Annotated in this window: 23 protein-coding genes and 2 pseudogenes; 13 read left to right on the top strand and 12 right to left on the bottom strand. The window is 70.4% G+C overall.

The features are described 5' to 3' along the window. Positions 1-33: 33 nt before the first annotated feature. The 3 genes and pseudogenes from ACWGJ5_RS24565 (at position 34) to ACWGJ5_RS24555 (ending at position 1,051) form a co-directional block, all read left to right on the top strand. Positions 34-535 (top strand): annotated as a pseudogene (locus tag ACWGJ5_RS24565) (GNAT family N-acetyltransferase). A gap of 93 nt (positions 536-628) precedes the next feature. Further along, a pseudogene (locus ACWGJ5_RS24560) lies at positions 629-856 on the top strand (deaminase); the annotation flags it as partial. Positions 857-877: 21 nt separating this feature from the next. Beyond that, complete coding sequence (locus ACWGJ5_RS24555) at positions 878-1,051, top strand: hypothetical protein (protein WP_453311812.1); 174 nt, start codon at positions 878-880, stop codon at positions 1,049-1,051. On the opposite strand, the gene ACWGJ5_RS24550 is transcribed toward ACWGJ5_RS24555, so the two are convergent. Beyond that, a complete protein-coding gene (locus ACWGJ5_RS24550; protein WP_453311811.1) occupies positions 1,035-1,532 on the bottom strand; it encodes a DinB family protein in 498 nt (165 codons plus the stop codon). The two genes, ACWGJ5_RS24555 and ACWGJ5_RS24550, sit on opposite strands and share 17 nt — an antisense overlap. A gap of 64 nt (positions 1,533-1,596) precedes the next feature. Here ACWGJ5_RS24550 and ACWGJ5_RS24545 point away from each other — a divergent pair, with 64 nt between their 5' ends. The 5 genes from ACWGJ5_RS24545 to ACWGJ5_RS24525 all read left to right on the top strand — a co-directional run bounded on the left by ACWGJ5_RS24545 (position 1,597) and on the right by ACWGJ5_RS24525 (position 8,085). Next, positions 1,597-2,379 (top strand): methyltransferase domain-containing protein, encoded by a 783-nt coding sequence (locus tag ACWGJ5_RS24545; RefSeq protein ID WP_453311810.1) that lies wholly within the window; start codon positions 1,597-1,599, stop codon positions 2,377-2,379. Between the two features lie 701 nt (positions 2,380-3,080). Next, a complete protein-coding gene (locus ACWGJ5_RS24540) occupies positions 3,081-3,854 on the top strand; it encodes an isoprenyl transferase (RefSeq protein WP_453311809.1) in 774 nt (257 codons plus the stop codon). A 340-nt stretch (positions 3,855-4,194) separates the two neighbouring features. Continuing rightward, complete coding sequence (locus ACWGJ5_RS24535) at positions 4,195-5,520, top strand: PhoH family protein (protein ID WP_453311808.1); 1,326 nt, start codon at positions 4,195-4,197, stop codon at positions 5,518-5,520. Between the two features lie 400 nt (positions 5,521-5,920). After that, positions 5,921-6,619 carry an aggregation-promoting factor C-terminal-like domain-containing protein gene (locus tag ACWGJ5_RS24530; protein WP_453311807.1) on the top strand — a complete coding sequence of 233 codons (699 nt, stop codon included), beginning with the start codon at positions 5,921-5,923 and terminating at the stop codon, positions 6,617-6,619. Between the two features lie 137 nt (positions 6,620-6,756). Beyond that, positions 6,757-8,085, top strand: a complete 1,329-nt coding sequence (locus tag ACWGJ5_RS24525) for an AI-2E family transporter (protein ID WP_453311806.1) — start codon at positions 6,757-6,759, stop codon at positions 8,083-8,085. 39 nt (positions 8,086-8,124) lie between these two features. Here the strand turns inward: ACWGJ5_RS24525 and ACWGJ5_RS24520 are convergent, their stop codons facing one another. The 3 genes from ACWGJ5_RS24520 to ACWGJ5_RS24510 form a co-directional block, all read right to left on the bottom strand. Beyond that, entirely contained in the window at positions 8,125-8,664 is a 540-nt protein-coding gene (locus ACWGJ5_RS24520; protein WP_453311805.1) for a hypothetical protein, read from the bottom strand. Positions 8,665-8,984: 320 nt separating this feature from the next. Next, complete coding sequence (locus tag ACWGJ5_RS24515) at positions 8,985-9,527, bottom strand: alkyl hydroperoxide reductase (RefSeq protein ID WP_228625900.1); 543 nt, start codon at positions 9,525-9,527, stop codon at positions 8,985-8,987. Between the two features lie 3 nt (positions 9,528-9,530). Further along, positions 9,531-10,085: a peroxiredoxin gene (locus ACWGJ5_RS24510; RefSeq protein ID WP_400138357.1), complete on the bottom strand. Its 555-nt coding sequence runs from the start codon at positions 10,083-10,085 to the stop codon at positions 9,531-9,533. Positions 10,086-10,223: 138 nt separating this feature from the next. Here ACWGJ5_RS24510 and ACWGJ5_RS24505 point away from each other — a divergent pair, with 138 nt between their 5' ends. The 4 genes from ACWGJ5_RS24505 (at position 10,224) to ACWGJ5_RS24490 (ending at position 13,142) form a co-directional block, all read left to right on the top strand. Further along, positions 10,224-11,225, top strand: coding sequence for a LysR substrate-binding domain-containing protein (locus ACWGJ5_RS24505; protein WP_453311902.1), 1,002 nt, complete (start codon positions 10,224-10,226; stop codon positions 11,223-11,225). A 174-nt stretch (positions 11,226-11,399) separates the two neighbouring features. Then, on the top strand, positions 11,400-12,266 hold the full coding sequence (locus tag ACWGJ5_RS24500; RefSeq protein ID WP_453311804.1) for a MarR family transcriptional regulator: 867 nt from the start codon (positions 11,400-11,402) through the stop codon (positions 12,264-12,266). A 60-nt stretch (positions 12,267-12,326) separates the two neighbouring features. Further along, a complete protein-coding gene (locus ACWGJ5_RS24495) occupies positions 12,327-12,713 on the top strand; it encodes a roadblock/LC7 domain-containing protein (protein WP_453311803.1) in 387 nt (128 codons plus the stop codon). Positions 12,714-12,716: 3 nt separating this feature from the next. Further along, positions 12,717-13,142, top strand: a complete 426-nt coding sequence (locus ACWGJ5_RS24490; protein ID WP_453311802.1) for a hypothetical protein — start codon at positions 12,717-12,719, stop codon at positions 13,140-13,142. A 46-nt stretch (positions 13,143-13,188) separates the two neighbouring features. On the opposite strand, the gene ACWGJ5_RS24485 is transcribed toward ACWGJ5_RS24490, so the two are convergent. From ACWGJ5_RS24485 to ACWGJ5_RS24465, 5 genes are all read right to left on the bottom strand, one after another. Further along, positions 13,189-15,531 carry an ABC transporter permease gene (locus tag ACWGJ5_RS24485; RefSeq protein WP_453311801.1) on the bottom strand — a complete coding sequence of 781 codons (2,343 nt, stop codon included), beginning with the start codon at positions 15,529-15,531 and terminating at the stop codon, positions 13,189-13,191. Continuing rightward, complete coding sequence (locus tag ACWGJ5_RS24480) at positions 15,528-16,217, bottom strand: ABC transporter ATP-binding protein (protein ID WP_453311800.1); 690 nt, start codon at positions 16,215-16,217, stop codon at positions 15,528-15,530. Before ACWGJ5_RS24480 ends, ACWGJ5_RS24485 begins: the two co-directional genes overlap by 4 nt. After that, positions 16,214-16,738: a PadR family transcriptional regulator gene (locus ACWGJ5_RS24475; protein ID WP_228625912.1), complete on the bottom strand. Its 525-nt coding sequence runs from the start codon at positions 16,736-16,738 to the stop codon at positions 16,214-16,216. Before ACWGJ5_RS24475 ends, ACWGJ5_RS24480 begins: the two co-directional genes overlap by 4 nt. Positions 16,739-16,832: 94 nt before the next feature. Then, on the bottom strand, positions 16,833-17,066 hold the full coding sequence (locus tag ACWGJ5_RS24470) for a hypothetical protein (RefSeq protein ID WP_453311799.1): 234 nt from the start codon (positions 17,064-17,066) through the stop codon (positions 16,833-16,835). Beyond that, positions 17,063-18,001, bottom strand: a complete 939-nt coding sequence (locus ACWGJ5_RS24465; protein WP_453311798.1) for an SPFH domain-containing protein — start codon at positions 17,999-18,001, stop codon at positions 17,063-17,065. The genes ACWGJ5_RS24470 and ACWGJ5_RS24465 overlap by 4 nt, the downstream gene beginning before the upstream one ends. Positions 18,002-18,215: 214 nt before the next feature. On the opposite strand from ACWGJ5_RS24465, the gene ACWGJ5_RS24460 reads away from it, so the two are divergent. Continuing rightward, complete coding sequence (locus tag ACWGJ5_RS24460; RefSeq protein ID WP_453311797.1) at positions 18,216-20,549, top strand: transglycosylase domain-containing protein; 2,334 nt, start codon at positions 18,216-18,218, stop codon at positions 20,547-20,549. Between the two features lie 60 nt (positions 20,550-20,609). On the opposite strand, the gene ACWGJ5_RS24455 is transcribed toward ACWGJ5_RS24460, so the two are convergent. The 3 genes from ACWGJ5_RS24455 to ACWGJ5_RS24445 all read right to left on the bottom strand — a co-directional run bounded on the left by ACWGJ5_RS24455 (position 20,610) and on the right by ACWGJ5_RS24445 (position 25,249). Then, entirely contained in the window at positions 20,610-22,805 is a 2,196-nt protein-coding gene (locus ACWGJ5_RS24455) for a SpoIIE family protein phosphatase (RefSeq protein ID WP_453311796.1), read from the bottom strand. Between the two features lie 244 nt (positions 22,806-23,049). After that, the gene (gene fomD, locus ACWGJ5_RS24450) at positions 23,050-23,781 is read right to left on the bottom strand and encodes a cytidylyl-2-hydroxypropylphosphonate hydrolase (protein ID WP_453311901.1); all 732 of its coding nucleotides are present in this window, start codon (positions 23,779-23,781) and stop codon (positions 23,050-23,052) included. A gap of 76 nt (positions 23,782-23,857) precedes the next feature. Next, positions 23,858-25,249 (bottom strand): class II fumarate hydratase, encoded by a 1,392-nt coding sequence (locus ACWGJ5_RS24445; protein ID WP_453311795.1) that lies wholly within the window; start codon positions 25,247-25,249, stop codon positions 23,858-23,860. Between the last annotated feature and the right edge of the window lie 33 nt (positions 25,250-25,282).

The raw sequence follows: 25,282 nt of genomic DNA, 5'->3' as shown, positions 1-25,282 counted from the left end.
GCGTTGTCAGTGGCGGCTGCCACACTGCCCGACATGACCGACGAGAGCGACGGGCGCGACAAGCGCAGCGAAGTGAGCCTCCGGGGCGTCACGGACGACGACCTGTACGTCTTGCTTGCCTATGAGCACGACCCGGAAGCCGTCCGGCGGTCGAGATTCACGCCCCGGCCGCGGGACGCCTTCCTCACGCACTGGCGGGAGCGCGTGCTGGGCGATCCCGACTGCCTCGTGCGGACGGTCACCGTCGGCGGCGAGGTCGCCCGGGAGCGTCGTCTCCTGGACGGCGGACGACGAGCGGCGCTACGTGGGGTACTGGCTCGGGCGGCCGTACTGGGGGCGCGGCGTCGGCACCCGCGCGCTCGGCCTGTTCCTGGACCTGGAGCCTGTACGGCCCCTGTACGCCGACCCCTTCGGCGGCAACACCGCCTCCGTCCGCCTGCTGGAGGGACACGGCTTCGAGCGGGCCGGCACGGTCCGGCACGGGGAGGACGAGCACATCCTCCTCGTCCTCGACGGGCCGGCGGCGCCCCGATGAGGTCGATCCCCGACTCCTGGCGCCTGCCCTTCGAGCTGGCCTGGGAGGCGCTGCGGGCCGGCAGCCGGCCCATCGGCGCCGTGCTGTACGACCCCGGAGGGCACCGTCGTCGCCGCCGGGCGGAACCGCAGCAGGGAGACCACCGCACCGCCGGGCCAGTTCGCCGGTACCGATCTGGCGCACGCCGAGATCAACGCCCTGGCCCAGCTCCCGGCCGGCCGCCGGCACCCCGGTCACCGCCTGTACACCACCCTCGAGCCGTGCCTGCTGTGCAGCGGCGCGCTGATCCACGCCCATGTCCCGCACGTCGTCTACGCCACCGCCGACGAGCACTGGCGCGGAGTGGAGCGCGTCCCCGAGGTCGGCGGCGCGACAGCCGCCCGCTGGGCCACCCGCGAGGGCCCGCTGGCCGGTGTGCTCCACCCGCTCGCCCGCTTCGGCGCCCTGCTGACGACGCTGTGGGGGCTCGTGCACACGCAGGACCTGGTGCACGACACGCTCAGCGGGAACCGGTGACCGGGGGATGGTCCCCGGTCGCGCCGTCGATCAGCTCCCGCAGGATGTCCATGTGGCCGGCGTGCCGCGCGGTCTCCTCCACCATGTGGACCAGGGTCCAGCGCAGGGTCACGGTGATGTCCAGCCAGGCAGGGCTGCCCTCGGCATCCAGCGGCAGCCCGGTGATGACGGCGTCGGCGGCGGCGCGGGCGCGGCCGTAGAAGGCGACGATCCGCTCGGTCGTCTCCTCGGGGGTGACCCGCATGTCGTCGTGCGGGTCGAACCACAGGGGCTCGGGCTCGCCGCCGAACGTCTCCACGAACCAGCCGTACTCGACACTGGCCAGATGTTTCACCAGGCCCAGCAGGTTGGTGCCGGACGGTGTCATCGGCCGGCGCAGCTGCTCGCCGTCGAGGCCGTCCAGCTTCCACAGCACGGCGTCCCGGTGCCGGTCCAGGCTCGCGTGCAGGGTCTGCTTCTCTCCGGCGGTGTATGTCGTCATACGGGTCGTCATAGGTGCGGAAATTAGCAGGCCGCGCCGACAACGCCCTGGGATCATGGAGGGCATGACAGTGAACCGCTCTTTCGAGGACCTCGTGGCCGAGGGCGCCGCCGTACCCACCGAGGGGTGGGACTTCTCCTGGTTCGAGGGGCGGGCGGACGAGGAGCGGCCCTCGTGGGGGTACGCCGTCTCGGCGGGGGAGCGGCTGGCCGGTGCCGAGGCCGCCCTCGACATCCAGACCGGTGGCGGTGAGGTGTTCGACTTCGCCCTTGCCACGGCGGCTCCGGCCCGGCCGGCGCTGGCCGCCGCAACGGAGGGCTGGCCGCCGAATGTGGCCAAGGCCACCGCGCTGCTGCGGCCGCGCGGGGTGGTGGTCGTCGCCGCCGCGGACGACGCGCCGCTGCCGTTCGCCGACGAGACGTTCGAGCTGGTGCTCAGCCGGCATCCGGTGCGGCCGTACTGGGAGGAGATCGCCCGGGTGCTGCGGCCGGGGGGCACGTACTTCGCCCAGCATGTGGGGCCGGCCAGCGTCTTCGAGCTGGTCGAGCACTTCCTCGGGCCGCTGCCCGAGGAGGTGCGCTCCGTCCGGGACCCCGAGCGCGAGCGGGCCGACGCCGAGGCGGCGGGCCTGGAGGTGGCCGGGCTGCGGGCGGAGCGGCTGCGGATGGAGTTCCACGACATCGCCGCCGTCGTCCACTTCCTGCGCAAGGTGGTGTGGATGGTCCCGGGCTTCACAGTGGAGGCGTACGAGCCTCAACTCCGCGCGCTGCATGAGCGGATCGAGAGGGACAGGTCGTTCGTGGCGCACAGCACCCGGCACCTCTTCGATGTGCGCAAGCCCGGCTGATTCACCCGTGGTTCACCGACGGTTTCCACATTGTTATCCGGTGCGGTTCACATCAGCCTCATCTGTCACATAAGTTCAGACCAAGGTTATTCGCGTCGGCAAACCTGCGCGGCCGGTACCGCGCAGTGGAGGGGGCTGCGCGGTGCCGTGAAGCCCAATGATTTTTCCGGACCCCCGTAGCGGAACCGTCAAGTCACCGTTCGCTGGCCGGTTAGCCCGTCGGGGGGACCCCGGGGCAACTCGCCGAGATGTCCTCAAGATGGCGCAAACTCTACGAATCCCTCCGAAACATTTCGTATCTGATCGGTTTTCCTTGGGAATCCGCTGTGAATCGGCCATGCGGCACCCCTGAATCCAGCCTTCCGCGCCCACCGAGGCGTCGCCGGTTGATTCCGGAGAGTAGTTGTGTCCCGCCGATGCACCCACCATCCCTTACGAAGGGTTATGGTGGAAACCCCCCCTCGGGCCGGTCCGTCTCCCCCCCACGGACCGGCCCGTTTTTCTTGCCCGTCGCCGCCGGGCCCCAGGAGGGGACTCCGGGAACCTCCCGGCTCACGACGAGCGTCCCCACCTGTGGACGAGCGTCCCCGCCCGCAGGGGCGCCCCCAATCCCCAAACCCCGGGCCGGAACCGAACCGCCGGCGGGGGTAGGCTCGACAACCTCCCGCACCCCCAACCCCCGCCACCCCCCGGAGGGCCACGTGAACCTGCGCGACAACCTGCGCAGCCTGCTCGTCAGGCTCTACGCACGCCGGGTGGAGGGCCACCTGGACCACGCTCAGGTGCCCAAGCACATCGGCGTCATCATGGACGGCAACCGCCGCTGGGCGAAGGCGTCCGGTTCCACCACCGTCCACGGCCACCGGGCCGGTGCGGAAAAGATCGAGGAGTTCCTCGGCTGGTGCACCGAGACCGACGTCGAGGTCGTCACCCTGTGGCTGCTGTCCACGGACAACTTCGACCGCCCGCAGGACGAACTCGTCCCGCTGCTCGGCATCATCGAGGACGTCGTCCGCACGCTCGCCGCCGACGGCCGCTGGCGCGTGCACCATGTCGGCACGACGGATCTGCTGCCGGGCGGCATGCAGCGCACCCTGAAGGAGGCCGAGGAGGCCACCGCCCACATCGACGGGATACTCGTCAACGTGGCCATCGGCTACGGCGGCCGGCAGGAGATCGCCGACGCCGTGCGCTCCATGCTGCTCGACGCCCACGACAAGGGTGTGGCGATCGAGGACCTCGCCGAGTCCGTCGACATCGACATGATCGGCCGTCATCTCTACACCGGCGACCAGCCCGACCCGGACCTCGTCATCCGCACCAGCGGCGAGCAGCGGCTGTCCGGATTCATGCTGTGGCAGACCGCGCACTCCGAGTACTACTTCTGCGAGGTCTTCTGGCCCGCCTTCCGCAAGGTCGACTTCCTGCGCGCCCTGCGGGACTACGCCGCACGTCACCGGCGTTACGGCGGCTGAACCGCGCCGGCCGCCCCACCGCCGGGGCGCTTCGGATACCCGGATTCGTGTGGATGTAACGAGGAGTTCACCGGTACGCCGGTGGCCGCTTTTGCATGGCGGTGCATGTTCGAGGGCATAAGCCAAACAGGTCGACGCCCGAACCACGGGTGTCGGATCTCAGCGGGCGGCACGGGGCCGTCCGCCCGGGAGGCCCTTTGCACCAGCCCGATCGTGCGGTCACTGCACGGAAGCAGTCGCGGAGGGCCGGTTCACGGCCCGCCGCCGTACGCGGGGGCCGCACACCGGTCCAGCTCCACTTCGTCGCTCCCCGACCTCATCCGAGGGGGTACGTCCTTCCGTGGTGACCAGCGCAAAGCGCCACAAGCCAGACCGGCGCACCTATGTTCTCGACACCAGCGTCCTGCTGGCCGACCCGAACGCCCTGACCCGCTTCGACGAGCACGAGGTCGTGCTCCCCATCGTGGTGGTCACGGAACTGGAGGCCAAGCGGCACCATCCGGAACTCGGCTACTTCGCCCGACAGGCCCTGCGCCTGCTCGACGACTACCGGGTCCGGCACGGCCGTCTCGATGCCCCCATTCCGATCGGGGACCTCGGCGGCACCGTCCGTGTCGAGCTCAACCACTCGGACCCCAGCGTGCTGCCCACCGGCTACCGCCTGGGGGACAACGACTCCCGCATCCTCGCGGTGGCCCGCAACCTGCAGGCCGAGGGGTACGACGTCACCGTCGTGTCGAAGGACCTCCCGCTCAGGATCAAGGCCTCCTCCGTCGGCCTCCTCGCCGAGGAGTACCGCGCCGAACTCGCCATCACGGAGAACTCCGGCTGGACCGGAATGTCCGAACTGACGCTCTCCGGCGAGCAGGTGGACACCCTCTTCGAGGAAGGGCATCTGTACGTCCCGGAGGCCGCCGAGCTGCCCGTGCACACCGGACTGACCATCCACTCCGAGCGCGGCAAGGCCCTGGGCCGCATCACCGCCGAGGGCAACGTCCGCCTGGTGCGCGGCGACCGGGAGGCGTTCGGCATCAAGGGCCGCAGTGCCGAGCAGCGCATCGCGCTCGACCTGCTGCTCGACCCCGAGGTCGGGATCGTCTCGATGGGCGGCCGGGCCGGCACCGGAAAGTCGGCGCTGGCGCTGTGCGCGGGCCTGGAGGCGGTCCTGGAGCGCCGCCAGCACCAGAAGGTGATGGTGTTCCGGCCGTTGTACGCGGTCGGCGGGCAGGAGTTGGGCTATCTGCCGGGCAGCGAGGCGGAGAAGATGAGCCCGTGGGCGCAGGCCGTCTTCGACACGCTGTCGGCGGTCACCAGCCGCGAGGTCATCGAGGAGGTCACCGCGCGCGGGATGCTGGAAGTGCTCCCCCTCACCCACATCCGCGGCCGCTCGCTGCACGACGCGTTCGTGATCGTGGACGAGGCGCAGTCGCTCGAACGGAATGTGCTTCTCACCGTTCTGTCCCGAATCGGCGCGAACTCACGGGTCGTTCTGACCCATGACGTGGCGCAAAGGGACAATCTGCGCGTGGGCCGCTACGACGGAGTGGTCGCCGTCGTTGAGAAGCTCAAGGGACACCCGCTCTTCGCGCACGTCACGCTGACCCGGTCCGAGAGGTCCCAGATCGCGGCGCTTGTGACCGAAATGCTGGAGGACGGCCACATCTGACCCCACCCGCACAGCATTTGGCGCCGTCCGGCAAAGGCCACGAGCCTAGCCGGGCGGCGCCTCGGCGTGTGGAGCTTTCCGAAAATTCCCCGGGCCAAACAGGATGTGAGCTTTCACACGCAACACAGAATTGCCACCCGGCGTCCGGTTACGGCAGAGTCTCAGTCCTGTCAGGCCCCGCATACGACACACCTGTACCGCCAGCGGTACAGCACCACAGAAGCACCACCAACTCCATAGAGTTCGTCGTATGCCGCCCGAGCACCACGCGGCGCTCCCCGCAGGGGGAGTTGCCCACCGGGCCCGCGCCTCCCGTGACCCCGCAGTTGGGAGGCCAGTGTCAGGGGCACGATTGCGTCCGCCAGGGTCACCGAAGCGGGCGATGCTGGAAGGAAATCGTGTGAGCCGGATTTCGGTCCGGGGATTCGCAGTGGCCTCGGCCACCGCGGTCACCGCCGTCGGAAGCGTCGTCGGAGTTGCCTCGGGCAGCGTCGCGCAGAACAACAACGACGCCGAGGCGACGGCAGCCGACACCACGCTCCTCGCCGACATACCCGCGGGTCAGCAGGCCCAGGTCCAGTCCGCGTCGCTGACGCAGCAGGCCGACGCCCAGGCCATCGCGGCGGACACGAGCGCCAAGAAGGACGCCGAGGAGGCGGCCCGCAAGGCTGCCGCCGAGACCGCGGTCGCCAAGAAGGCGGCGGCCGAGCAGGCGGCCAAGGAGGCCAAGGCGCGCGTCGAGGCGAAGTCCGCGGCCAGCCGCGACAGCGCCCGCGACTCCTCGAGCTTCCCTGTCCAGAGCAGCTACAGCGTCGCGCAGATCCAGGCGATGGCGCGCCAGATGGTGGCGTCCGACCAGTTCCAGTGCTTCAGCAACATCGTGAACAACGAGTCCAGCTGGAACTACCAGGCGGTCAACGCCTCCTCCGGTGCCTACGGTCTCTTCCAGGCCCTCCCCGCCGGCAAGTACTCCTCCGCCGGCGCCGACTGGCGGACCAACCCGGCGACCCAGATCAAATGGGGCCTCAACTACATGAACGACCGGTACCACAGCCCCTGCCAGGCCTGGTCGTTCTGGCAGGCCAACCACTGGTACTAGGCCCGTCGGCCGCTCAACCTCGCGCAGCCCCTCCCCGTCCTTAGGGAGGGGCTTTCGCCCTGTACGGTCGTACCCGGAAACCTCCAGGGGGAGCAGAGGTGGCGAGCACGCGGGGACGCGGGGGAAGAGGACGGATCATGTCGCGAGTGCCAGGGTGGCTCGGCAAGCTCGGTGCCGGTCTCACCGACATCAGCGAACGCCTGGACGAACGCCGCGCCGAGGTGGAGCGCGAGCACGCCCCGGACCCCTCGGACACCCCGCCGACCCTGCCGCAGCCTGCCGCCCGGGAACCCGCCGCCGAGGCCGCGGTACCCGCACCCCGCCGGCCCGCGCCGTCGGCCGGCCCCCGCCCCGACCCCGCCGAGGCCGTGCCCTGGGGAGTGCGGGTCGCGGCCGAGGCCGGCTGGCGCATGCTGGTCCTCGCCGGCACCCTCTGGATCCTGATGCAGGTCATCAGCGCGATCCAGCTGGTGGTGTTCGCTTTCGTCATCGCCCTGCTCGTCACCGCGCTGCTGCAGCCGACGGTCGCCCGGCTCACCCGGCGCGGGGTGCCGCGCGGCCCGGCCACCGCGCTCACCGCGATCAGCGGGTTCGTCGTCATAGGGCTGATGGGCTGGTTCGTGACCTGGCAGGTCATGGAGAACATCGACACGCTCTCCACCCAGATCCAGTCCGGCATCGACGACCTGCGCGACTGGCTGCTGAAGAGCCCCTTCCACGTCACCGACAAGCAGATCAACCAGATCGCCAAGAACCTCCGCGAGGCGATCGGCGCCAACGCCGACCAGATAACGTCCGCGGGCCTGGAGGGCGTTCAGGTCATCATCGAGACCCTCACCAGCATCCTGCTGGTGTTCTTCTCGACGCTGTTCCTGCTCTACGACGGCAAGCGCATCTGGGAGTGGTTCCTGAAGCTGGTGCCCGCCGCGGCCCGCCCGGGCGTGGCCGGTGCCGGCCCGCGCGCCTGGCGCACCCTGACCGCCTATGTGCGCGGCACGGTCCTGGTCGCCCTGATCGACGCCACCTTCATCGGCATCGGCATCTACTTCCTGGACGTGCCGATGGCCGTCCCGCTGGCCGTCTTCATCTTCCTGTTCTCGTTCATCCCGCTCGTCGGCGCGGTCGCCTCGGGTGCGCTCGCGGTGATCGTGGCGCTGGTGACCCAGGGCGTCTTCACGGCCGTCATGACCCTGATCGTCGTCCTCGCGGTCCAGCAGATCGAGGGCCACGTCCTGCAGCCGTTCATCCTCGGCCGTGCGGTCCGCGTGCACCCGCTAGCCGTCGTCCTCACGGTCGCCGCCGGCGGCATGGTGGCCGGCATCGGCGGCGCGGTGGTGGCCGTACCGCTGGTGGCGGTGACGAACACCGTGGTGGGGTACCTGCGCGTGTACTCCGAGGAAGTGGCCGCGAACAGGAGCCGGCCGTCAGCCGCGGAGGACGACAACGAGCCGGGACTCCACGCCTGAGATGCGTGAAGTCCCGGTTCACGGTTCGTGCAGCACCTGCTAGTCGCAGTTCGTGCTGTCCTGAACGTTGTTGACGATGTAGGTGCTCGAGCTGGAGGTGGTCTTCATCAGCGAGGTGACCGTGCCGCAGCCGCCGTGGTTGCGGTAGACGGGTCCCGCGTACTGGGAGTAGTTGCCCGAGTCGCTCGCACAGCCCTCTGCCGTGTAGTTCGAGCACAGCTTGATCTTCATCCACTTCGTGCCCGAAGTGTTGTTGTCGAGGATGGCGCAGGTGGGGGCGTCGTTGCTCGCGGGGTTGTTTCCCTTGACGTAGACGAAGAGAGTCGCCTTGCGCGACTCGTCGGGCAGCATGTCCGCCTTGTAGAGGGCATAGCCCGTACCGCAGACGGTCGCACCTTCCGCGGCGGCGGTGGGATGGGCCGTCGCGATCGCCTTCGTGTGCCGGTCGGCCTTGACCGAAATGCTGGGCACCGGCTGGTCGGCGGCGGCGACCTGCGGAGCGGTCATGCCGAGGACGCCCAGGCCGGCTGCGGCTGCGGCAAGCACGGTCCTCGTCGAGACATGGCTTCGTATGGACATGAGGTTCCCCCTGAAAAGCACTCAGGACGCCACCGGGGAAAGGCAGTTCGGTGGCGTAAACGTGGTCCCCACGAGCCAATCAGATCGTCTCTGTCGCTGTCGACAGGCGATGCGACGATGAATCGGAGACTTGAATTCCGCTATGACTCTGCGCGCGTGGACCTTCCCCGCCCCAAGGGAAGAATCGGACGATCGTTCGATCTCTTGCTCACTCGCGGTCTTCGGCCCCGACTGGGTGAGTGGTACATACCACATCGGTGAACGGACGACGGCCCCTGCCCACCGAGTGGGCAGGGGCCGTGATGCGCCGGGCCGGTGGGTTACTCGGCCGCCTCGGCCAGCACCGCCTCCGCGTCGAGGGTGACGCCGACCGCCTGGATCACCGAGGCGATCTTGAACGCCTCCTGGACGACCTCGCGCTCCACGCCCGCCTTGCGCAGCACCTGCTCGTGCGAGTCCAGGCACATGCCGCAGCCGTTGATCGCGGACACCGCGAACGACCACAGCTCGAAGTCGACCTTCTCCACGCCCGGGTTGCCGATGACGTTCATCCGCAGGCCCGCGCGCAGGGTGCCGTACTCGTGGTCGGACAGCAGGTGACGCGTCCGGTAGAAGACGTTGTTCATCGCCATGACGGCGGCGGCCGACTTGGCGGCCGTGTACGCCTCCGGCGAGAGGTTCGCCTTCGCCTCCGGCTCCAGCTCACGCAGCACGATCGGGGAACGGGAGGCGATGGCGGTCGCCAGCACCGTGCCCCACAGCTGCTGTGCGGGCAGGTCCGAGTTGCCGATGACCGAGCCCAGGTTGAGCTTCAGGTCCTTGGCGTAGTCCGGGACGCGGGACTTCAGCGAGTCGAGCGACATGGGTCACTCACCGGCCAGCAGCGCGACCGGGTCCAGGGTGTCCTCACCCTTGGTCCAGTTGCACGGGCACAGCTCGTCGGTCTGCAGCGCGTCCAGGACCCGCAGGACCTCCTTGGGGTTACGGCCCACGGAACCGGCGGTGACCATGGTGAACTGGATCTCGCGGTTCGGGTCGACGATGAAGACGGCGCGCTGCGCGAAGCCGTCCTCGCCCTCGATGCCCAGGTCGCGCATCAGCTCGTGCTTGGAGTCGGCCAGCATCGGGAACGGCAGGTCGGTCAGGTCCGGGTGGTCCTTGCGCCATGCGTGGTGGACGAACTCGGAGTCACCGGAGAAGCCGAGGATCTGGGCGTCGCGGTCGGCGAACTCGTCGTTCAGCTTCCCGAAAGCGGCGATCTCGGTCGGGCAGACGAAGGTGAAGTCCTTCGGCCAGGCGAAGACGACCAGCCACTTGCCCTCGTAGGACTTGTGGTGGATCTGCTCGAACTCCTTGCCCTTCTCCAGCGAGACGCAGGCGGTCAGTTCGAACTCGGGGAACTTGTCACCGACAGTGAGCACACGCTCTCCTTGCAGCGAGGAACACCCCTTTTGAGGGCGTTTCCCATGGGTTGGACTCCGTTGATGTTGGCACAGGGGGCATTGATTAGTGAAATAGCTACACTCGGTCATGTTGATCGGAGGTAGTTATCAGTGACCATGAGTAACGGCAAGCGGAGGCAGCCGAGCCTCGCGCAGCTGCGTGCCTTCGCCGCCGTCGCCGAGCATCTGCACTTCCGGGACGCGGCGGCCGCCATCGGGATGAGCCAGCCCGCCCTGTCCGGCGCGGTCTCGGCACTGGAGGAGACCCTGGGCGTGACTCTCCTCGAGCGTACGACGCGCAAGGTGCTGCTCTCGACCGCCGGTGAGCGGCTGGCCGTACGGGCGAAGGCGGTGCTGGACGCGGTCGGGGCGCTGCTGGAGGAGGCCGAGGCGGTCCGGGCGCCGTTCACGGGCGTCCTGCGCCTCGGGGTGATCCCCACGGTCGCGCCGTACCTGCTGCCGGCCGTGCTGCGGCTGGTCCACGAGCGCTATCCGCACCTCGACCTCCAGGTGCACGAGGAGCAGACCGCCAGCCTGATCGACGGCCTGAACTCCGGCCGCCTCGACCTGCTGTTGCTGGCGGTGCCGCTCGGCGTGCCCGGCGTCGTCGAACTCCCGCTCTTCGACGAGGACTTCGTGCTCGTGACACCGGTCGACCACTGGCTCGGCGGCCGCGAGGGCATCCCGCGCGAGGCGCTGAAGGAGCTGAACCTGCTGCTCCTGGACGAGGGCCACTGCCTGCGCGACCAGGCCCTGGACATCTGCCGGGAGGCGGGGCCGGGATTCAAGGGGGCGGGGCGAAGCCCCTCGGCTGAGGGTGGGGGTGGGCGACGGGAGGGCGCGCCGGTCACCACCACGGCCGCGGGGTTGTCCACGCTGGTCCAGCTGGTCGCCGGGGGGCTCGGGTGCACCTTGCTGCCGCGTACCGCGCTGAAGCTGGAGACGACCCGGAGCAGCCAGCTCCTCACCGGCTACTTCGCCGAGCCGGCCCCGAGCCGCCGGGTCGCCTTCGCCATGCGTGCGGGCGCGGCCAGGGCCGCCGAGTACGAGGAACTGGCAGCGGCCCTGCGGGAGGCGCTGGGCACGCTGCCGGTGCGGGTGCTCGAACCGGACGCCTGAGCTCGCCAATCGATCAAATGAGTGTCGAACAAAGCGATGTGCAACGGCTCGAAAGTCCAACTTCCGTCAGTCCGGGTCAGGTCGGAAATCCCCGGCCGAAATATGCCGATCCGCTGATACACATACCCCCTCGGCGTGACGCGTCAGGCGTCTGTGCGAAATGCAAGGGGAGTGATGGATCACGGCGGGCTCGCGCACGCGCTGACCGCGTGCGGGCGTGACGGATTCACGGGGGAGCTGCGGGTGCCGGGCAGCCCCGGCGGCGCCTTCCACCTGCGGGACGGACTCGTCGTGGCGGCGGAGAGTCCCGGCGCGCCCGGCGCCGAGGCGCTGCTCCTGCGCTCCGAGCGCATCGACGGCGAGCAGTGGGCGGAACTCGTGCGCGGGTCCGGGGAGCGCTGGCCGACCGCCGCGCTGGTCGAGCGCGGCTACGCGGGGGCCGCCCAGCTCCGGGTGGTGTGCATGATGGCGCTGCAGGACGCGGCCTTCGCCGTCGTCGCCGGCCGGGTGGACGCCTGCGAACGCGTCACCGGCACCGAGCCGCACGCCCCGGTCACCCCCGGCGAGAGGCCCGCCCGGCTGCTGGAGGACGCGGTGCGCAAGGTGGCCGCCGTGGACGCGCTGCCGTACCCCGTACGGCCCGACCGCGAACGGCCCCTGCCCATGGCCTCGCCGCAGCAGGCCTGCACCCCGCTGCAACGGGACCTGCTCGCGCACACCGACGGCCGCCGTACCGCCCGCGACCTCGCCTTCTGCACCGGCCGCGGGGTCTACACCGTCACCGTGGAGATCGCGCGGATGCTGAGCGAGGGGCTGCTGGAGTGCGCCGGCCCGCTCGCCCCGGTGCCGCTCCCGACGGCGCCCGAGGCGCTCGTCGCACGGCACCGCGAGCAGGCCGCGCCGGAGCCGGAGGCGCCCCCCTCCGCCGAACTGCCGCACCGCGCACCCGGTGCCAGCGGCATCACCGAAGTCCTCGCCCCACCGACGAGCGGGGTGAGCTGGAAAGGGTTCTTCCGGCTGCGGCACGGAACCGCCGAATGACAGGGCTTTGCCGACTGCCGCAGCGGTCGAATCCGGCAAGGGAACAAGGGAGTTGAGCACATGGACCACGAAGCGCTGGCGCGGGAGATGCGCGGACTGCGCGAGGAGGTGACCGGTATCACCGACACGGCCCTCGCGGCGGCCGACGGCATGCTCATCGCGGCCGACACCGCGGAGTCGATCGACCCGGAGGGGCTCGCCGCGCTCGCGGCGGCGGGCCTGGGCCTGGCGCGCCGCACCACCGCCGCCACGGCGCGCGGAGCGCTGCGCCAGACGGTGACGTACGGCAGCCAGGGCTGCGTCGCCTTCTACGCCGTCGGCGACACGGCCCTGATGGTGGTCCTCGGTGACGAGGGGATGGACGTGAACCGCCTGCACCGGGCGACCCCCCCGGCCCTCGACCGCATCGGATCGATCCTCACCGAGAAGACGCCAGAGGGGGTGTGACACATGGCGACGAAGCGCATGACGGGTTTCTCCGACCAGGTGATGAGTCTGGTCAAGTCGCTGCGGGCAGAGGCGCCCGACTGCGTCGCGGCCGGTGTGGTCGACATGGCCACCGGGATGCTGCTGTCGTACGAGACCGTCGACAACCACCCGCCGGAGGTCCTGGACCTGCTGGCGGGTGCGACCCTCGACCTGTTCCAGGGCCGCACGGTCGTCATGATCGAGGATCTCTTCAAGGAGCGCCGCGGGGTCAGCGACGACAGCCACTTCTTCCGGGAGATCCTCGTCAACAGCGACAACCTCACCCATCTGTTCCTGCGGATGAACGAGCAGCAGGACGTCGTCGCCGTCGTCGTCTGCCGTAAGTCGGTGAACGTCGGCATGCTGTTCGCCCAGGCCCGGAGGGTGGTGCGCGAGCACAGCCTGTGAGGAAACGGCCGTGGGCCCCTCCGGGGGCCCACGGCCGACCGCGCTCCTACTCCGTCCGCAACCCCTCCGGCCGCATCAGCCGCAGCAGCGGCGGCAGGCTCAGCAGCGTCACCGTCACGACCACCGCCGCGCCGACGCCGGTCATCGACAGCACGCTCGGCCAGTCCACGCCCACCGTCGCGCCCACCATCTTCAGCAGCACCGCGCCCAGCGTCAGCCCGACGGCCGAGGCGAGCAGCAGGCCCAGGGCGATGGGGATCGCCGTCTGCCACAGCACCGACATGCTCAGGGTGCGCCGCCGGGTACCGAAGGCGACCAGCGACGACAGCAGCTTGCGCCGCTCGCGCAACTGCTCCAGCTGGGACACCAGCAGGCTCGCCCCGATCAGCGCCAGCACACAGACGGCGCCGGCGAACGTACCGGTGCGGATCGAGTTGAACTGAGTCGACCGCTCGGTGGACGACCACACCATCGCGTCCGCGATCGGGTCGATCCGCGCGGCCGTGTTGCGGACGTACTCGTGCACGTCCGGCAGCGACTCGTCCAGCGAGAGGTACACCGCTCCGGTCAGCGCCGTGCTCATCGGCCGGGACGCGGCGGCCGGTGTCATCAGCACACCGCTCTCCTTGTACCCGGCCGGACCGGTCAGCGCCCGGCCGTGCTTCAGCCGGCCCGGCACGGTCCACACGACGTCCGGGCCGCCGCCGGTGCCGTCGCTCGTGTCGACGTGGAGAGTGCGGCCGGGCCGGGCCAGCTTCGTCACGTCGGAGTCCAGGTCCCCGCCCGTCACCGCGAAGACGTCACCGTCGCGGCAGCTCGGCAGGTCGGCCATCTCCCGCAGCGAGGCGCAGGTGCCGACCGTGAGGCCGACGGTGTTCTCCGGCCCGTCGCCCGGGGTCCAGCGCCGGTCCCCCAGTTCGGTGCTGCCCAGCGTCGTGGCCTTCCGTACGCCCTTGGTGGTGGCGAACTTCTCGGCGGCCGGGAGGAAGGGAACGCCTCGCGACAGGTTGACCTGCATCTGCACCCGGTCGGTGTTCTGCCCGGTGACCTTGGTGTAGTCGCTTTGCACGCCCGCGAACAGCATCTGCAGCGCGATGGCCCCGGCCACCGCGACCGCGATGCCGTTCACCATGCGGGCCGCCGAACCGCTGCTCAACTGCAGTCGCCGTACCGCCAGTTGCCAGGCCACCCCGCCGCGCCCGAGCCGGGCCACGACCGCCTCGACGGCCCACGGCAGCAGCGTGGTCACGCCGACGAGCAGCAGCAGGACGCCGCCGATCACCAGGTACTCGTTGAAGGTGCCGTTGCTGCGGCCCTGTCCGATCATCGGGGCGAGCATCGCCAGACCGCCCAGCGGCAGCAGCAGCCGCCACCACAGCCGGCGGCGCGCGGGCCTGGCCGTACGGACCACGCCCAGCGGCTCGATGACCACCCTGCGCAGCGCGAACAGCGTGACCAGCACCGCCGCCGCCGGAACGGCGACCGCGACCAGGGCGGCCAGCGCCGGGGAGGGGTTGAGATAGCTGGGGAACACGCTGATGTCCATGATCTCGACCGAGGCCGCGAGCTGCCGGCCGAGCAGGAAGAAGCCGGTGCCGAAGACCAGCCCGACCAGCGATCCGGCGAGCGCCTCGCCCGCCGCGATCCGCCGGGTCATCCGGCTGTCGGAGCCCACCAGCCGCAGCGCGGCCAGTCTGCGGTCGCGCCGTTCGCCGCCGAACCGCACGGCGGCGGCGATGAACACGGCGACCGGCATCAGCAGCACCACGAAGACGACCAGCACCAGCAGGATCAGCACGGGGTCGGTCTGGTCCGCCGGTGATTTCTTCGGTGGCCCGAAGTGGGTGATTCGGGCCGTGCGCCAGCCGTTGATGCGCGGGGCCAGGCCCTTCGCACCGGCGTAGTAGGCGAGTTCGTGCGAGCCGATGAGCCCGGGCTCGCCGATCGTCCCGACGATCCGGTACGGCAGCCGCTCGCGCAGCAGCTTCCCGTCGGCGGAGTCGAGCAGCCTCTTCAGCATGGGGGAGACGACCATGTCCCCGGCCGCCGGATATTTCGACAGGCCCGGTGCGATCGGTGCCCGCGGCCCCTCCGGTTCCACCAGCCGGCCGCGGACGTCCTTGCCGTGGTACGACGTGTCGGCGTCGGAGATCAGCAGGGTGTTCGCGGCCTTCGGCCGGTGCGGGCCGTAGGTGTAGTCCAGGCGGGCCTGGTCGCGGTCGTGCCGTACCGCCAGCGCGCTCGGGATCGCGGTCGTCAGCAGCAGCAGCGCCACGCCGAGCCCGACGCCGACCGCGGTCAGCAGCATCCGCACCCAGCCCTCGCGCCCGCCGGTGAAGGCGAACCGGACCCCCATGCCGAGGTCCCGGCCCCATTGACCAGCATTCATATGGCGCGCTCCATGTCCCGGGACCTGCCGTCGCGTACGACGATCTCGCGGTCGGAGTAGGCGGCCACCCGGGGTTCGTGCGTGACCAGGACGACGGCCGCGTTGGCCGTGCGGGCCGCGTCGGTCAGCAGCTCCATCACGCGCTCGCCGTTGAGGGAGTCGAGCGCGCCGGTCGGCTCGTCGGCGAACACCACCCGGGGCTCGGTGACCAGCGCCCGCGCCACCGCGACGCGCTGTCCCTGGCCGCCGGAGACCTCGCCGGGCCGCTTGTCCTTGAGGTCGTCCACCTCCAGGCGTTCCATCCAGGCGAGCGCGGCCCGCTCGGCCTGCTTGCGGGAGGTGCCGTTCAGCCTGAGCGGCAGCGCCACGTTCTCCACGCAGGTCAACTCGGGCACCAGCTGGCCGAACTGGAAGACGAACCCGAACTCGGAGCGGCGCAGCGCGCTGCGTTCGGCGTCGCTCATGCCGGCCAGTTCGCGGCCGTTGTAGATGATGGACCCGGAGTCGGGCGGCACGATGCCGGCGAGGCAGTGCAGCAGCGTCGACTTGCCGGAGCCGGAGGGGCCCATCACGGCGACGACCTCGCCGGGGTGGATGGAGAACTCGGCGCCGTCGAGCGCGACCGTGGGGCCGTAGGCCTTGTGCAGGTTCTCGGCGGCGAGCAGGGAGCCGGGGGGAGGAGTCACTTGGCCACCGCCTCACGGAGCTTGTCGAGGCGCGCCGCGGTCAGTTCCAGCCAGCGCAGGTCGGCCTCCAGATGGAACAGCGCGTGGTCGCAGATCAGCTGGTCGGCTAGGTCGCCCTTGCGCTTGCGGTCGGTCAGGATCCGCATGCTGCGCAGGTGCTCGGCGCGCTGGGTGTCGAGGATGAGGGAGGCGTCGCGGTGCGTGAGGAGGGCGAGGACGACCTTGGTGTACAGGGTCGACTGCAGGTACTCCTCGGGCTTCTCCGGCGTGGCGAGCCAGCGCTGGACGTCGGTGATGCCGGCGTCGGTGATGGCGTACCGCTTGCGCTCGGGGCCGCCGCCCGCCTCTATCCCGTCGACTTCCACGAGGCCGTGCTTCAGCAGCCGGGACATCGTGGAGTAGACCTGGCCGTAGTGCAGCGGCCGGTCGTGACCGAACTTCTCGTCGAAGGCCCGCTTCAGGTCGTAACCGTGCCGCGGGCCGGACTCCAGGAGCCCCAGGAGAGTGTGACCGATGGACATGCACAGCACTCTACACACGGTGTATACGCCGGATGTATACGCGGAGTGGGGAGATCATGGCGCGGTGTACGGCCGTGCAGGTGGGAGTCGATTGTCACGGTTCCGAAACAGGTGGCCTGCCTCTGCGCGGCATGGGGCCGGTTTCCTTCGGCAGCCGTCCCGCCTCCGCCAGCGCCCTGCGCAGCAGGAACTCGATCTGCGCGTTGGCCGACCGCAGGTCCTCCCCGGCCCACCGCGCGATCGCCTCGTACACCGACGGGTCCAGCCGCAGCAGGACCTGCTTGCGCTGCTGCGGCCGTCGCTTCGGAGTCTCCGAAGAGTCCGTCACTGGTAGAGCGTCCCGGTGTTGAGGACGGGCTGCGGGGCCCGGTCGCCGCAGAGCACCACCATCAGGTTGGACACCATCGCCGCCTTGCGCTCCTCGTCCAGTTCCACGATGTCCGCCTCCGCGATCCGGCCGAGCGCCGCCTCGACCATCCCGACCGCGCCGTCCACGATCTGCCGCCGCGCGGCCACGACCGCACCGGCCTGCTGCCGCTGGAGCATCGCCGAGGCGATCTCGGGAGCGTACGCGAGATGGGTGAAGCGCGACTCGACGATCCGAACTCCGGCCGCCTCCACCCGCATCTGAAGCTCCACGGCCAGCTTCTCGGTGATCTCCTCGGCGTTGCCGCGCAGCGAGAGGCCGTCCTCGTCGTGGGCGTCGTAGGGGTACTCGATCGCGATGTGCCGTACGGCCGTCTCGGTCTGCGTGGCGACGAACTCCACGAAGTCGTCCACCTCGAACGTGGCCTGCGCGGTGTCCTGGACCTTCCACACCACGACCGCCGCCAGCTCGATCGGGTTGCCGTAGGCGTCGTTGACCTTCAGGACGGCGGTCTCGTGGTTGCGCACCCGGGTGGAGATCCTGGTCCGCGAGGTGAAGGGGTTCACCCAGCGCAGGCCGTCCTGCCGGATCGTGCCCCGGTAGCGCCCGAAGAGCTGGACGACCCGGGCCTCGCCGGGGGCGACGGTGTTCAGCCCGCGCAGCGAGATCATCGCGGCGAGGAAGACGACGATCCCGGCGACGACGAGCCCGGCCTTGGCGCCGCCGGCGGAGACGGTCGAGGCGCCGGCGAGCAGCGCGGCGGTGGCACCGAGCCCGAGCAGGCCGAGCAGCAGCGCGAGCCCGCCGCCGATGCTGTGCGCGGTGAACTCCCGTACCTGTGGCGCGGGCATCTCGGGTACGTCGAGCGCGTCGGGAGTGGAGTCGTTGGCGGTCATGGTGGCCCCGTTCAGGTATTGCCTATCTTCTGTCTAGCTAAGTGATAACACTTTTGTGCACGGAAGCAACCCCGCGACCTCCAGACCCGTCGGTTCCCTTGGAACAGGTGCTGATTGTCACGTCCGTAAAAGAGCGGATCGGACGACCTTTGTCATATAGACGGGTGTTAGCTTTCGGAGCTGACCCCGAGACGGAAGCGGAGCGAAGGAACCAATGGGACGCGCGGAAGAGAGACGAGCGCGACAGCGCGGTGGCCACCGCGCGGCGCCCAGGCGCCGCCGCTCCGCCCCCACGGCGGGTGCACCGGCCGGCGGCAAGCCCGCGAAGAGCTTCATACGCCGGCTCTTCACCTGGAAGAAGGTCCTCGGCACGTTCCTCGGCCTGTGCCTGCTCGGCATCGGCGGCTTCGTAGCCCTCTACATGTTGGTGGACATCCCCCAGGGCAACGCCCTCGCCCAGCAGGAGAGCAACGTCTACAAGTACAGCGACGGCACGCTCCTGGCCCGCGTCGGCAAGACCAACCGCGAGAGCGTGGACCTGTCCAGGGTGCCCAAGGCCGTCCAGCACACCTTCGTCGCCGCCGAGAACAAGAGCTTCTACACGGACTCCGGCATCGACCTCAGGGGCCTGGCCCGCGGTCTGTACAACACGGCGATGGGTCGAGGCGCCCAGGGCGGCTCCACGATCACCCAGCAGTACGTCAAGAACTACTACCTCACCCAGAACCAGACCGTCAGCCGCAAGCTCAAGGAGATGGTCATCTCCTTGAAGGTCGACCAGAAGCTGTCCAAGGAAAAGATCCTCGCCGGCTACATCAACACCAGCTACTACGGCCGCGGCGCCTACGGCATCCAGGCGGCCGCCCAGGCCTACTACCGCACCGACGCCGAGAAGCTGACGGTCCAGCAGGGCGCCTACCTCGCCGCGCTCCTCCAGGCGCCGAGCCAGTACGACTGGGCCGTCGCGACCCCCACGGGCAAGAAGCTGGTGCAGGCCCGCTGGAACTACGTCCTGGACAACATGGTCAAGCAGCACTGGCTGGAACCGGCCGAGCGGCAGGCCATGAAGTTTCCGTATCCCAAGGAGCCCAAGGCGACGCCGAGTCAGGCGGGCCAGAAGGGCTATCTGATCGACCTCGCCAACCAGCAGCTCGAACAGCAGTTGATGGAGCAGGAGAACATCAGCCGCTCCCAGGCGGAGGCCGAGGTCGTCGACCGCGGCTGGACCATCACGCTGAACATCGACAAGAAGAAGCAGGCCAAGCTGGAACAGGCGGTCAAGTCCGAGCTGACCGGCAAGCTGGACGCGAAGAAACGCAAGGTCGACGGCGCGGTCCAGGCCGGCGCGGTCTCGGTGGACCCGAAGACCGGCAGGATCGTCGCGATGTACGGCGGCAAGGACTACTTCCAGCACTACGTCAACAACGCCACCCGCCGGGACTACCAGCCCGCCTCGACGTTCAAGCCGGTCATCCTCGCCGCCGCGCTCCAGAACAGCTCCACCACGCAGGAAGACAAGCCCATCGCCGCCAACACGGTCTACGACGGCACCAGCGGCCGCCAGGTCGTGGACCACGGCAGCAAGGTGGGCTTCGGCCCGCCGAACGAGGACCACCACGACTACGGCCCCATCACCGTCCAGCAGGCGATGAACAACTCCGTCAACTCCGTGTTCGCCCAGATGGGCATGGACGTGGGCATGGGCAAGGTCATGGCCACGGCCAAGGAGCTGGGCATGGACACCACGGGCATGCAGGCGGTGCCCGCGCAGACGCTCGGCTCCATGGGCGCGAGCCCGCTGGAGATGGCCGGCATCTACGCCACGCTCGACAATCACGGCAGCAAGGTGACACCGAGCATCCTCAAGTCGGCAGAGAAGAGCAGCCGTACGGTCCAGATCCCCAACCCGGTCGGCGGCCAGGTGATCAGCCGGACCGCTGCCGACACAGTGACCTCCGTGCTGACCGGCGTGGTCGACGACGGTACGGCGAAGGAGCACGTGGCGGCCAACCCGCTGCGCGACGGCCAGCAGGTGGCCGGCAAGACCGGTACCTCCGACGAGGACAAGTCCGCCTGGTTCACCGGCTACACGCCCGACCTGGTCACGTCCGTCGGCCTGTTCGGCGAGCAGAAGGGGACCGGCCGCCATGTGTCCCTGACGGGCGCGACCGGCCTGATCGATTCGCCCGGCCGCATCAACGGCGGCGGCTACCCGGCGCAGATCTGGGCGGCGTACACCTTCGGTGTGACGGACAGGGCCACGTTCGACCTCGACACCACCCAGGGCGCGGCCGTCCAGCCGACGGACACCCCGACCTACAGTCAGAGCCCGTCGCAGACGCCGTCGCACACGCCGACCAGCAAGGCGCCGAGCAGCTCCGCGCCTGCGTCCAGGACGCCGACGCAGACGCCGACCCAGACCCCCACGCAGACGCCGACGCAGACCCCCACGCAGACGCCGACGCAGACGCCGACGGGCCAGATCACGCAGGACCCGATCGACCCGGGCGGCGGCGGGAACTTCGGCCAGGGGAACTTCGGCCAGTAGGAGCGCACACGAAGGGCGCCCGGGGACTCCCCGGGCGCCCTTCGCGCACGTACGGCTCGCTCAGCCCCGGTTCAGTTCGAACCACACCACCTTGCCCGTGCTCAGCCGGGTCGCGCCCCAGCGCCGGGCCAGCCTGTTGACCAGGTACAGGCCGCGCCCGCCCTCGTCCGTCGCCCGGGCCTGGCGAAGGCGCGGCAGCTGGGGCACGTCGTCGCCGACCTCGCAGCGCAGTACGTCGGTGCGCAGCAGCCGCAGCGTCACCGGCCGGGACGCGTACCGCACGGCGTTCGTCACGACCTCGCTGACCAGCAGCTCGACCGAGTCCGTCAGGTCCTCCATGTCCCAGCGGGCGAGTGCGCGCCGGGCCAGCCGGCGGGCCTGGCCGGGGGCCGTCTCCTCCGGCTCCAGCCGCCAGTACGCGACATCGCTCGGCGCGATCCCGTCGAAGCGGGCCGCGAGCAGCGCGATGTCGTCGTCCCGGTCGCCCGGCCCGAGCATGTCCAGCACCTCGTCGCACAGGGCTTCCAGCGGCGGCGGATGGTCCGGCCCGGTCAACTGGGCGGTCGCGGCGAGCTTCTCCCGCAGCTGCTCTATGCCGGTCCACACGTCCCGCAGCCGGGACTCCACCAGCCCGTCGGTGTAGAGGAGCAGCGTGGCTCCGGCGGGCGCGTCCAGCTCGACGGCCTCGAAGTCGACACCTCCGACGCCGATCGGCGCGCCCGGCGGCACCCGCAGCACCTCGGCCCGGCCGCCCAGGTGCAGCAGCACGGGCGGCGGATGGCCGGCGTTGGCGATGGTGATGCGGTGCGTCACCGGGTCGTAGACGGCGTACAGGCAGGTCGCCATGCGGTCGGTGCCGAGCCGCTGCGCCTGCTCGTCCAGGTGGTGCAGCACCTCCTGCGGCGGCAGATCGAGCCCGGCCAGGGTCTGCGCGGTGGTGCGCAGCTGGCCCATGATCGCCGCCGAGGTCATGGAGTGCCCCATGACGTCACCGACCACGAGCGCGACCCGGCTGCCGGGCAGCGGAATCGCGTCGTACCAGTCACCGCCGACCCGCGCGGTCTCCGCGGCCGGCAGATACCGCGACGCCAGCCGCACACCCGTCGGGCGGGGCAGGGTCTCCGGCAGCATGGTGCGCTGCAACTCGTCGGCGATGTACGCCTCGCGGCCGTACAGCACCGCCTTGTCGATGCCGAGCGCGCTGTGCGTGGCCAGCTGGGCCGCCACCAGCAGGTCGTCGGCCTCGAACGCCAGCCGCTCCGGGCGGCGCAGGAACAGCGCCGCGCCGATCACCCGGCGCCGGCCGCGCAGCGGCGCGAGGATCGCGTGCTGCCCGGACGGTACGACCGTCTCGGCGCAGTCGCCGAGCAGCTCGGGCAGCGCGGCCCGGGCGGCGGGCGCGTCGGCGAACACCGGCCGCACCCCGCGCAGCACCTCGTTCAGCGCGCCGCCGGGGCGCACCTCGCACAGTTCGGTGGTCAGCGAGGACAGCTCTGCCAGCGCGCTCGGCTCCGGCTCGGGGTCGAAGGCCGGGGCCAGCAGCACACCGTCGGTGTCCCGGTCCTCCGGAATCCGGTCGGTACGGCGCAGCCGCAGCACCACCGGACCGGTGGGCCGCTCGTCACCGACCGGCAGCGGGTCGCGCAGATAGACCAGGATCGCGTCCGAGAACGTCGGCACGGTCGCCCGGCACAGGCCCATCACGATCTCGTCCAGATCGAGGCCGCGCGCGATCCGCCGGGTGGCCGCGCCCACGAATCTCAGCCGGTCGCCGTCGCGCCGCATCGGCATCGGCCGGCCCGGCGGCACACCGCGCCCGGTACGGCGCTCCTGGCCGCCCGGGACACGGTCCGCCGTCCGCTCCTGCTCGGCGCCGGGCTGCGGCGGGATGGCCTCCGGCCCGGGGCGCGGCGGGACGGCCTCCGACGCCGGTCGCGGCGGAATGGCCTCGGGCGCGGGCCGCGGGCGGTGTGCGCCGGGCTCGGTGGTCGCGGGCTGGGAGTGCTCGGGGCCGTTGACTGGGGGCTCCTTCCCCTTGCCGACCGGGGATTGCGTCCCCCTGCCGTCCTTTCCCTGGCCACAGGGATTGGCTGTGCCCGGTCCGCAGGGCGCTCCCTCCGCCCGGGCCTGCGCCGGTAAGGCCGGATCGGCGACAGACTTCGGGGTACGCAGGAGCGCCCCGCGGCCCTCCGCGGGGTCGGCGCCCTGGGGGCGCTCGAAGGAGGTGGGCTGCTCCGTCACGCGTGTCGCATCCATCCGTACGGCACTGCGCGCCGGGCGCGCAGTTGCTCCCGCAGAAGTCCCGATACCCGCAATACGTGCCCCAGGAACGGAATTCCCGCGTGGTCAGAGGTGGTTCCTGTGCCCTGGTGCCCCTCGCTCACGTGCTGCCGCCCCTCGGTGACGTTCGGTCAAGCCCAGCGCATGCTCCCGGAGTTGCACTTGTGCGCCCTTGCGGACGACGATCCTACGTTTCCTGCCCGGGGGCGCATCAAGGGTCTCATGAGGACACGTGCGCGGGCGTACGGTCCCAGTCCTCGGGGAGAGAAGGTACCGCCCAGGAGGGATCCGGGCGCCAGTGCTGCCAGCCGTCCGAGAACGGCGCCCCCCAGGCCTCGATGACCTCGACCGCGTCCCGTCCGGCCGCCCGGACCCGTTCGGCGGTGGCCGTGTCCATCAGCCCGTCCCGCTGGGCCTGCGCGAACTCGTCCTCGTCGCGCCAGTGCCAGCTGCGGTCGGGGTGCACGGAGATGTCCAGGAAGTAGTCCTCGGAGTCCACCCCGCCGGCCCAACGGGCCAGGGGCTGCTCGAGGTTGACGTACCAGTTCTTGAACCGCCAGCCCGGCTCCCAGAACAGCCACACCGACCAGGGCCGGCCGGGCTGGGCCAGCTTCAGCACGCCCGTGCCGAACCAGTGGTCCCGCTGCACCGAGCGCGGCTTGGTGTAGCGGGACTGGAGCGGCTCCAGGTGCACGGGCGTGCCGTCGGCGAGGACCGGCTTCACGCACTCGGTGCGGGGGGCCATCCACACGGCGAGCAGGTCGGCGTCGTCGCGTACGACGGTGACGGGCCGGGCGATGTGGATGTGTGCGCCGGCGTTCTCCCGGTAGCGCCACAGGATCTGGGTGCCGGGAGTCCAGTGGGTCGCGGGTCCCTGGCCCGCCGGGTGCGCCGTGTCCGCCGTGTCCGCCGTGTCCACGTGTGCCGTCGCTCCGTCGTCCGTCATGGACAGATATTAGGTGCCGTGGGCATACGACGCTGCGGTGCACGTCACGGTTCCGGCGGTGGCCGAAAAGGTTCGTTCGCGGTTACGGACGTGTCATCCGCAGGACGTCCAGGGCCTCGTCGAGCTGCTCCAGGGTCAGGTCGCCGCGCTCGATGTATCCGCTCTCCAGCACGACTTGCCGGATCGTCCTGCGCTCCGCGAGGGACTTCTTGGCGACCTTCGCGGCCTCCTCGTAGCCGATGTACTTGTTGAGCGGGGTGACCACGGAGGGGGACGACTCGGCGTACTCGCGGGCCCGTTCACGGTCGGCGGTGATGCCGTCGATCGTCCGGTCGGCCAGCAGCCGGGAGACGTTGGCGAGCAGCCGGATGGATTCGAGCACGTTCTTGGCGATGACCGGCAGCATGACGTTCAGCTCGAAGTTGCCGGAGGCGCCGGCGGTGGCGATGGTGGCGTCGTTGCCGGTGACCTGGGCGGCCACCATGAGTACGGCTTCGGGGATCACCGGGTTGACCTTGCCCGGCATGATGGACGACCCCGGCTGCAGGTCGGGCAGCCGGATCTCGGCGAGCCCGGTGCGCGGCCCGGAGGACATCCAGCGCAGGTCGTTGGCGATCTTCGTCAGCCCGACCGCGATGGTCCGCAGCTGCCCGCTGGTCTCCACGATCCCGTCCCGGGCGCCCTGTGCCTCGAAGTGGTCGCGGGCCTCGGTGAGCGGCAGCCCGGTGGTCCGGGCGACCTCCTGGATGACGGCGGCGGAGAAGCCGGGCGGGGTGTTGATGCCGGTGCCGACGGCGGTGCCGCCGAGGGGGAGTTCGGAGAGGCGGGGGAGGGAGGCCTCGAGCCGCTCGACGCCGTAACGGATCTGGGCGGCGTATCCGCCGAACTCCTGGCCGAGCGTCACGGGGGTGGCGTCCATGAGGTGGGTCCGCCCGGACTTCACGACGTCGGCGAACTCCTCCGACTTGCGGGTCAGGGAGGCGGCGAGGTGCTCGAGGGCGGGGACCAGGTCGTGGGTGACGGCGGCGGTGGCGGCGATGTGGATGGAGGAGGGGAAGACGTCGTTGGAGGACTGGGAGGCGTTGACGTGGTCGTTCGGGTGCACGTCCCGGCCGAGCCGCTCACTGGCGAGGGTGGCGATGACCTCGTTGGTGTTCATGTTGGACGAGGTGCCGGAACCGGTCTGGAAGACGTCGACGGGGAAGTGCTCGTCCCACTGTCCCTGCGCGACTTCGGCGGCCGCCTCCTGGATCGCTTCGGCGATCTCCTTGTCGAGCACGCCGAGCTGTGCGTTCACCTTGGCGGCGGCGCCCTTGATCCGGGCCAGGGCTTCGATGTGGGCGCGCTCCAGGCGCCGGCCCGAGACGGGGAAGTTCTCGACGGCACGCTGGGTCTGGGCGCGCCACTTGGCGGTGGCGGGGACGCGGACCTCGCCCATGGAGTCGTGCTCGATGCGGTAGTCGCTGTCGCTCATGGCAGTTATAGCGATCGGGCGCGCGGGGTTGTT

This window comes from Streptomyces sp. NPDC054783 (assembly GCF_053611725.1).
Note: the sequence above shows the minus strand (reverse complement) of the source record. Positions and strands in the feature narration are given on the sequence as shown.

What these genes read in the sequence shown, in the direction of transcription:
- ACWGJ5_RS24465 (WP_453311798.1), bottom strand. Translation starts at nt 18,001, where the DNA reads ATGACCGCCAACGACTCCACTCCCGACGCGCTCGACGTACCCGAGATG.
- ACWGJ5_RS24545 (WP_453311810.1), top strand. Translation starts at nt 1,597, where the DNA reads ATGACAGTGAACCGCTCTTTCGAGGACCTCGTGGCCGAGGGCGCCGCC.
- ACWGJ5_RS24500 (WP_453311804.1), top strand. Translation starts at nt 11,400, where the DNA reads ATGGATCACGGCGGGCTCGCGCACGCGCTGACCGCGTGCGGGCGTGAC.
- ACWGJ5_RS24490 (WP_453311802.1), top strand. Translation starts at nt 12,717, where the DNA reads ATGGCGACGAAGCGCATGACGGGTTTCTCCGACCAGGTGATGAGTCTG.
- ACWGJ5_RS24515 (WP_228625900.1), bottom strand. Translation starts at nt 9,527, where the DNA reads ATGTCGCTCGACTCGCTGAAGTCCCGCGTCCCGGACTACGCCAAGGAC.
- ACWGJ5_RS24550 (WP_453311811.1), bottom strand. Translation starts at nt 1,532, where the DNA reads ATGACGACATACACCGCCGGAGAGAAGCAGACCCTGCACGCGAGCCTG.
- ACWGJ5_RS24505 (WP_453311902.1), top strand. Translation starts at nt 10,224, where the DNA reads ATGAGTAACGGCAAGCGGAGGCAGCCGAGCCTCGCGCAGCTGCGTGCC.
- ACWGJ5_RS24495 (WP_453311803.1), top strand. Translation starts at nt 12,327, where the DNA reads ATGGACCACGAAGCGCTGGCGCGGGAGATGCGCGGACTGCGCGAGGAG.
- ACWGJ5_RS24520 (WP_453311805.1), bottom strand. Translation starts at nt 8,664, where the DNA reads ATGTCCATACGAAGCCATGTCTCGACGAGGACCGTGCTTGCCGCAGCC.
- ACWGJ5_RS24445 (WP_453311795.1), bottom strand. Translation starts at nt 25,249, where the DNA reads ATGAGCGACAGCGACTACCGCATCGAGCACGACTCCATGGGCGAGGTC.
- ACWGJ5_RS24475 (WP_228625912.1), bottom strand. Translation starts at nt 16,738, where the DNA reads ATGTCCATCGGTCACACTCTCCTGGGGCTCCTGGAGTCCGGCCCGCGG.
- ACWGJ5_RS24460 (WP_453311797.1), top strand. Translation starts at nt 18,216, where the DNA reads ATGGGACGCGCGGAAGAGAGACGAGCGCGACAGCGCGGTGGCCACCGC.
- ACWGJ5_RS24525 (WP_453311806.1), top strand. Translation starts at nt 6,757, where the DNA reads ATGTCGCGAGTGCCAGGGTGGCTCGGCAAGCTCGGTGCCGGTCTCACC.
- ACWGJ5_RS24485 (WP_453311801.1), bottom strand. Translation starts at nt 15,531, where the DNA reads ATGAATGCTGGTCAATGGGGCCGGGACCTCGGCATGGGGGTCCGGTTC.
- ACWGJ5_RS24455 (WP_453311796.1), bottom strand. Translation starts at nt 22,805, where the DNA reads ATGGATGCGACACGCGTGACGGAGCAGCCCACCTCCTTCGAGCGCCCC.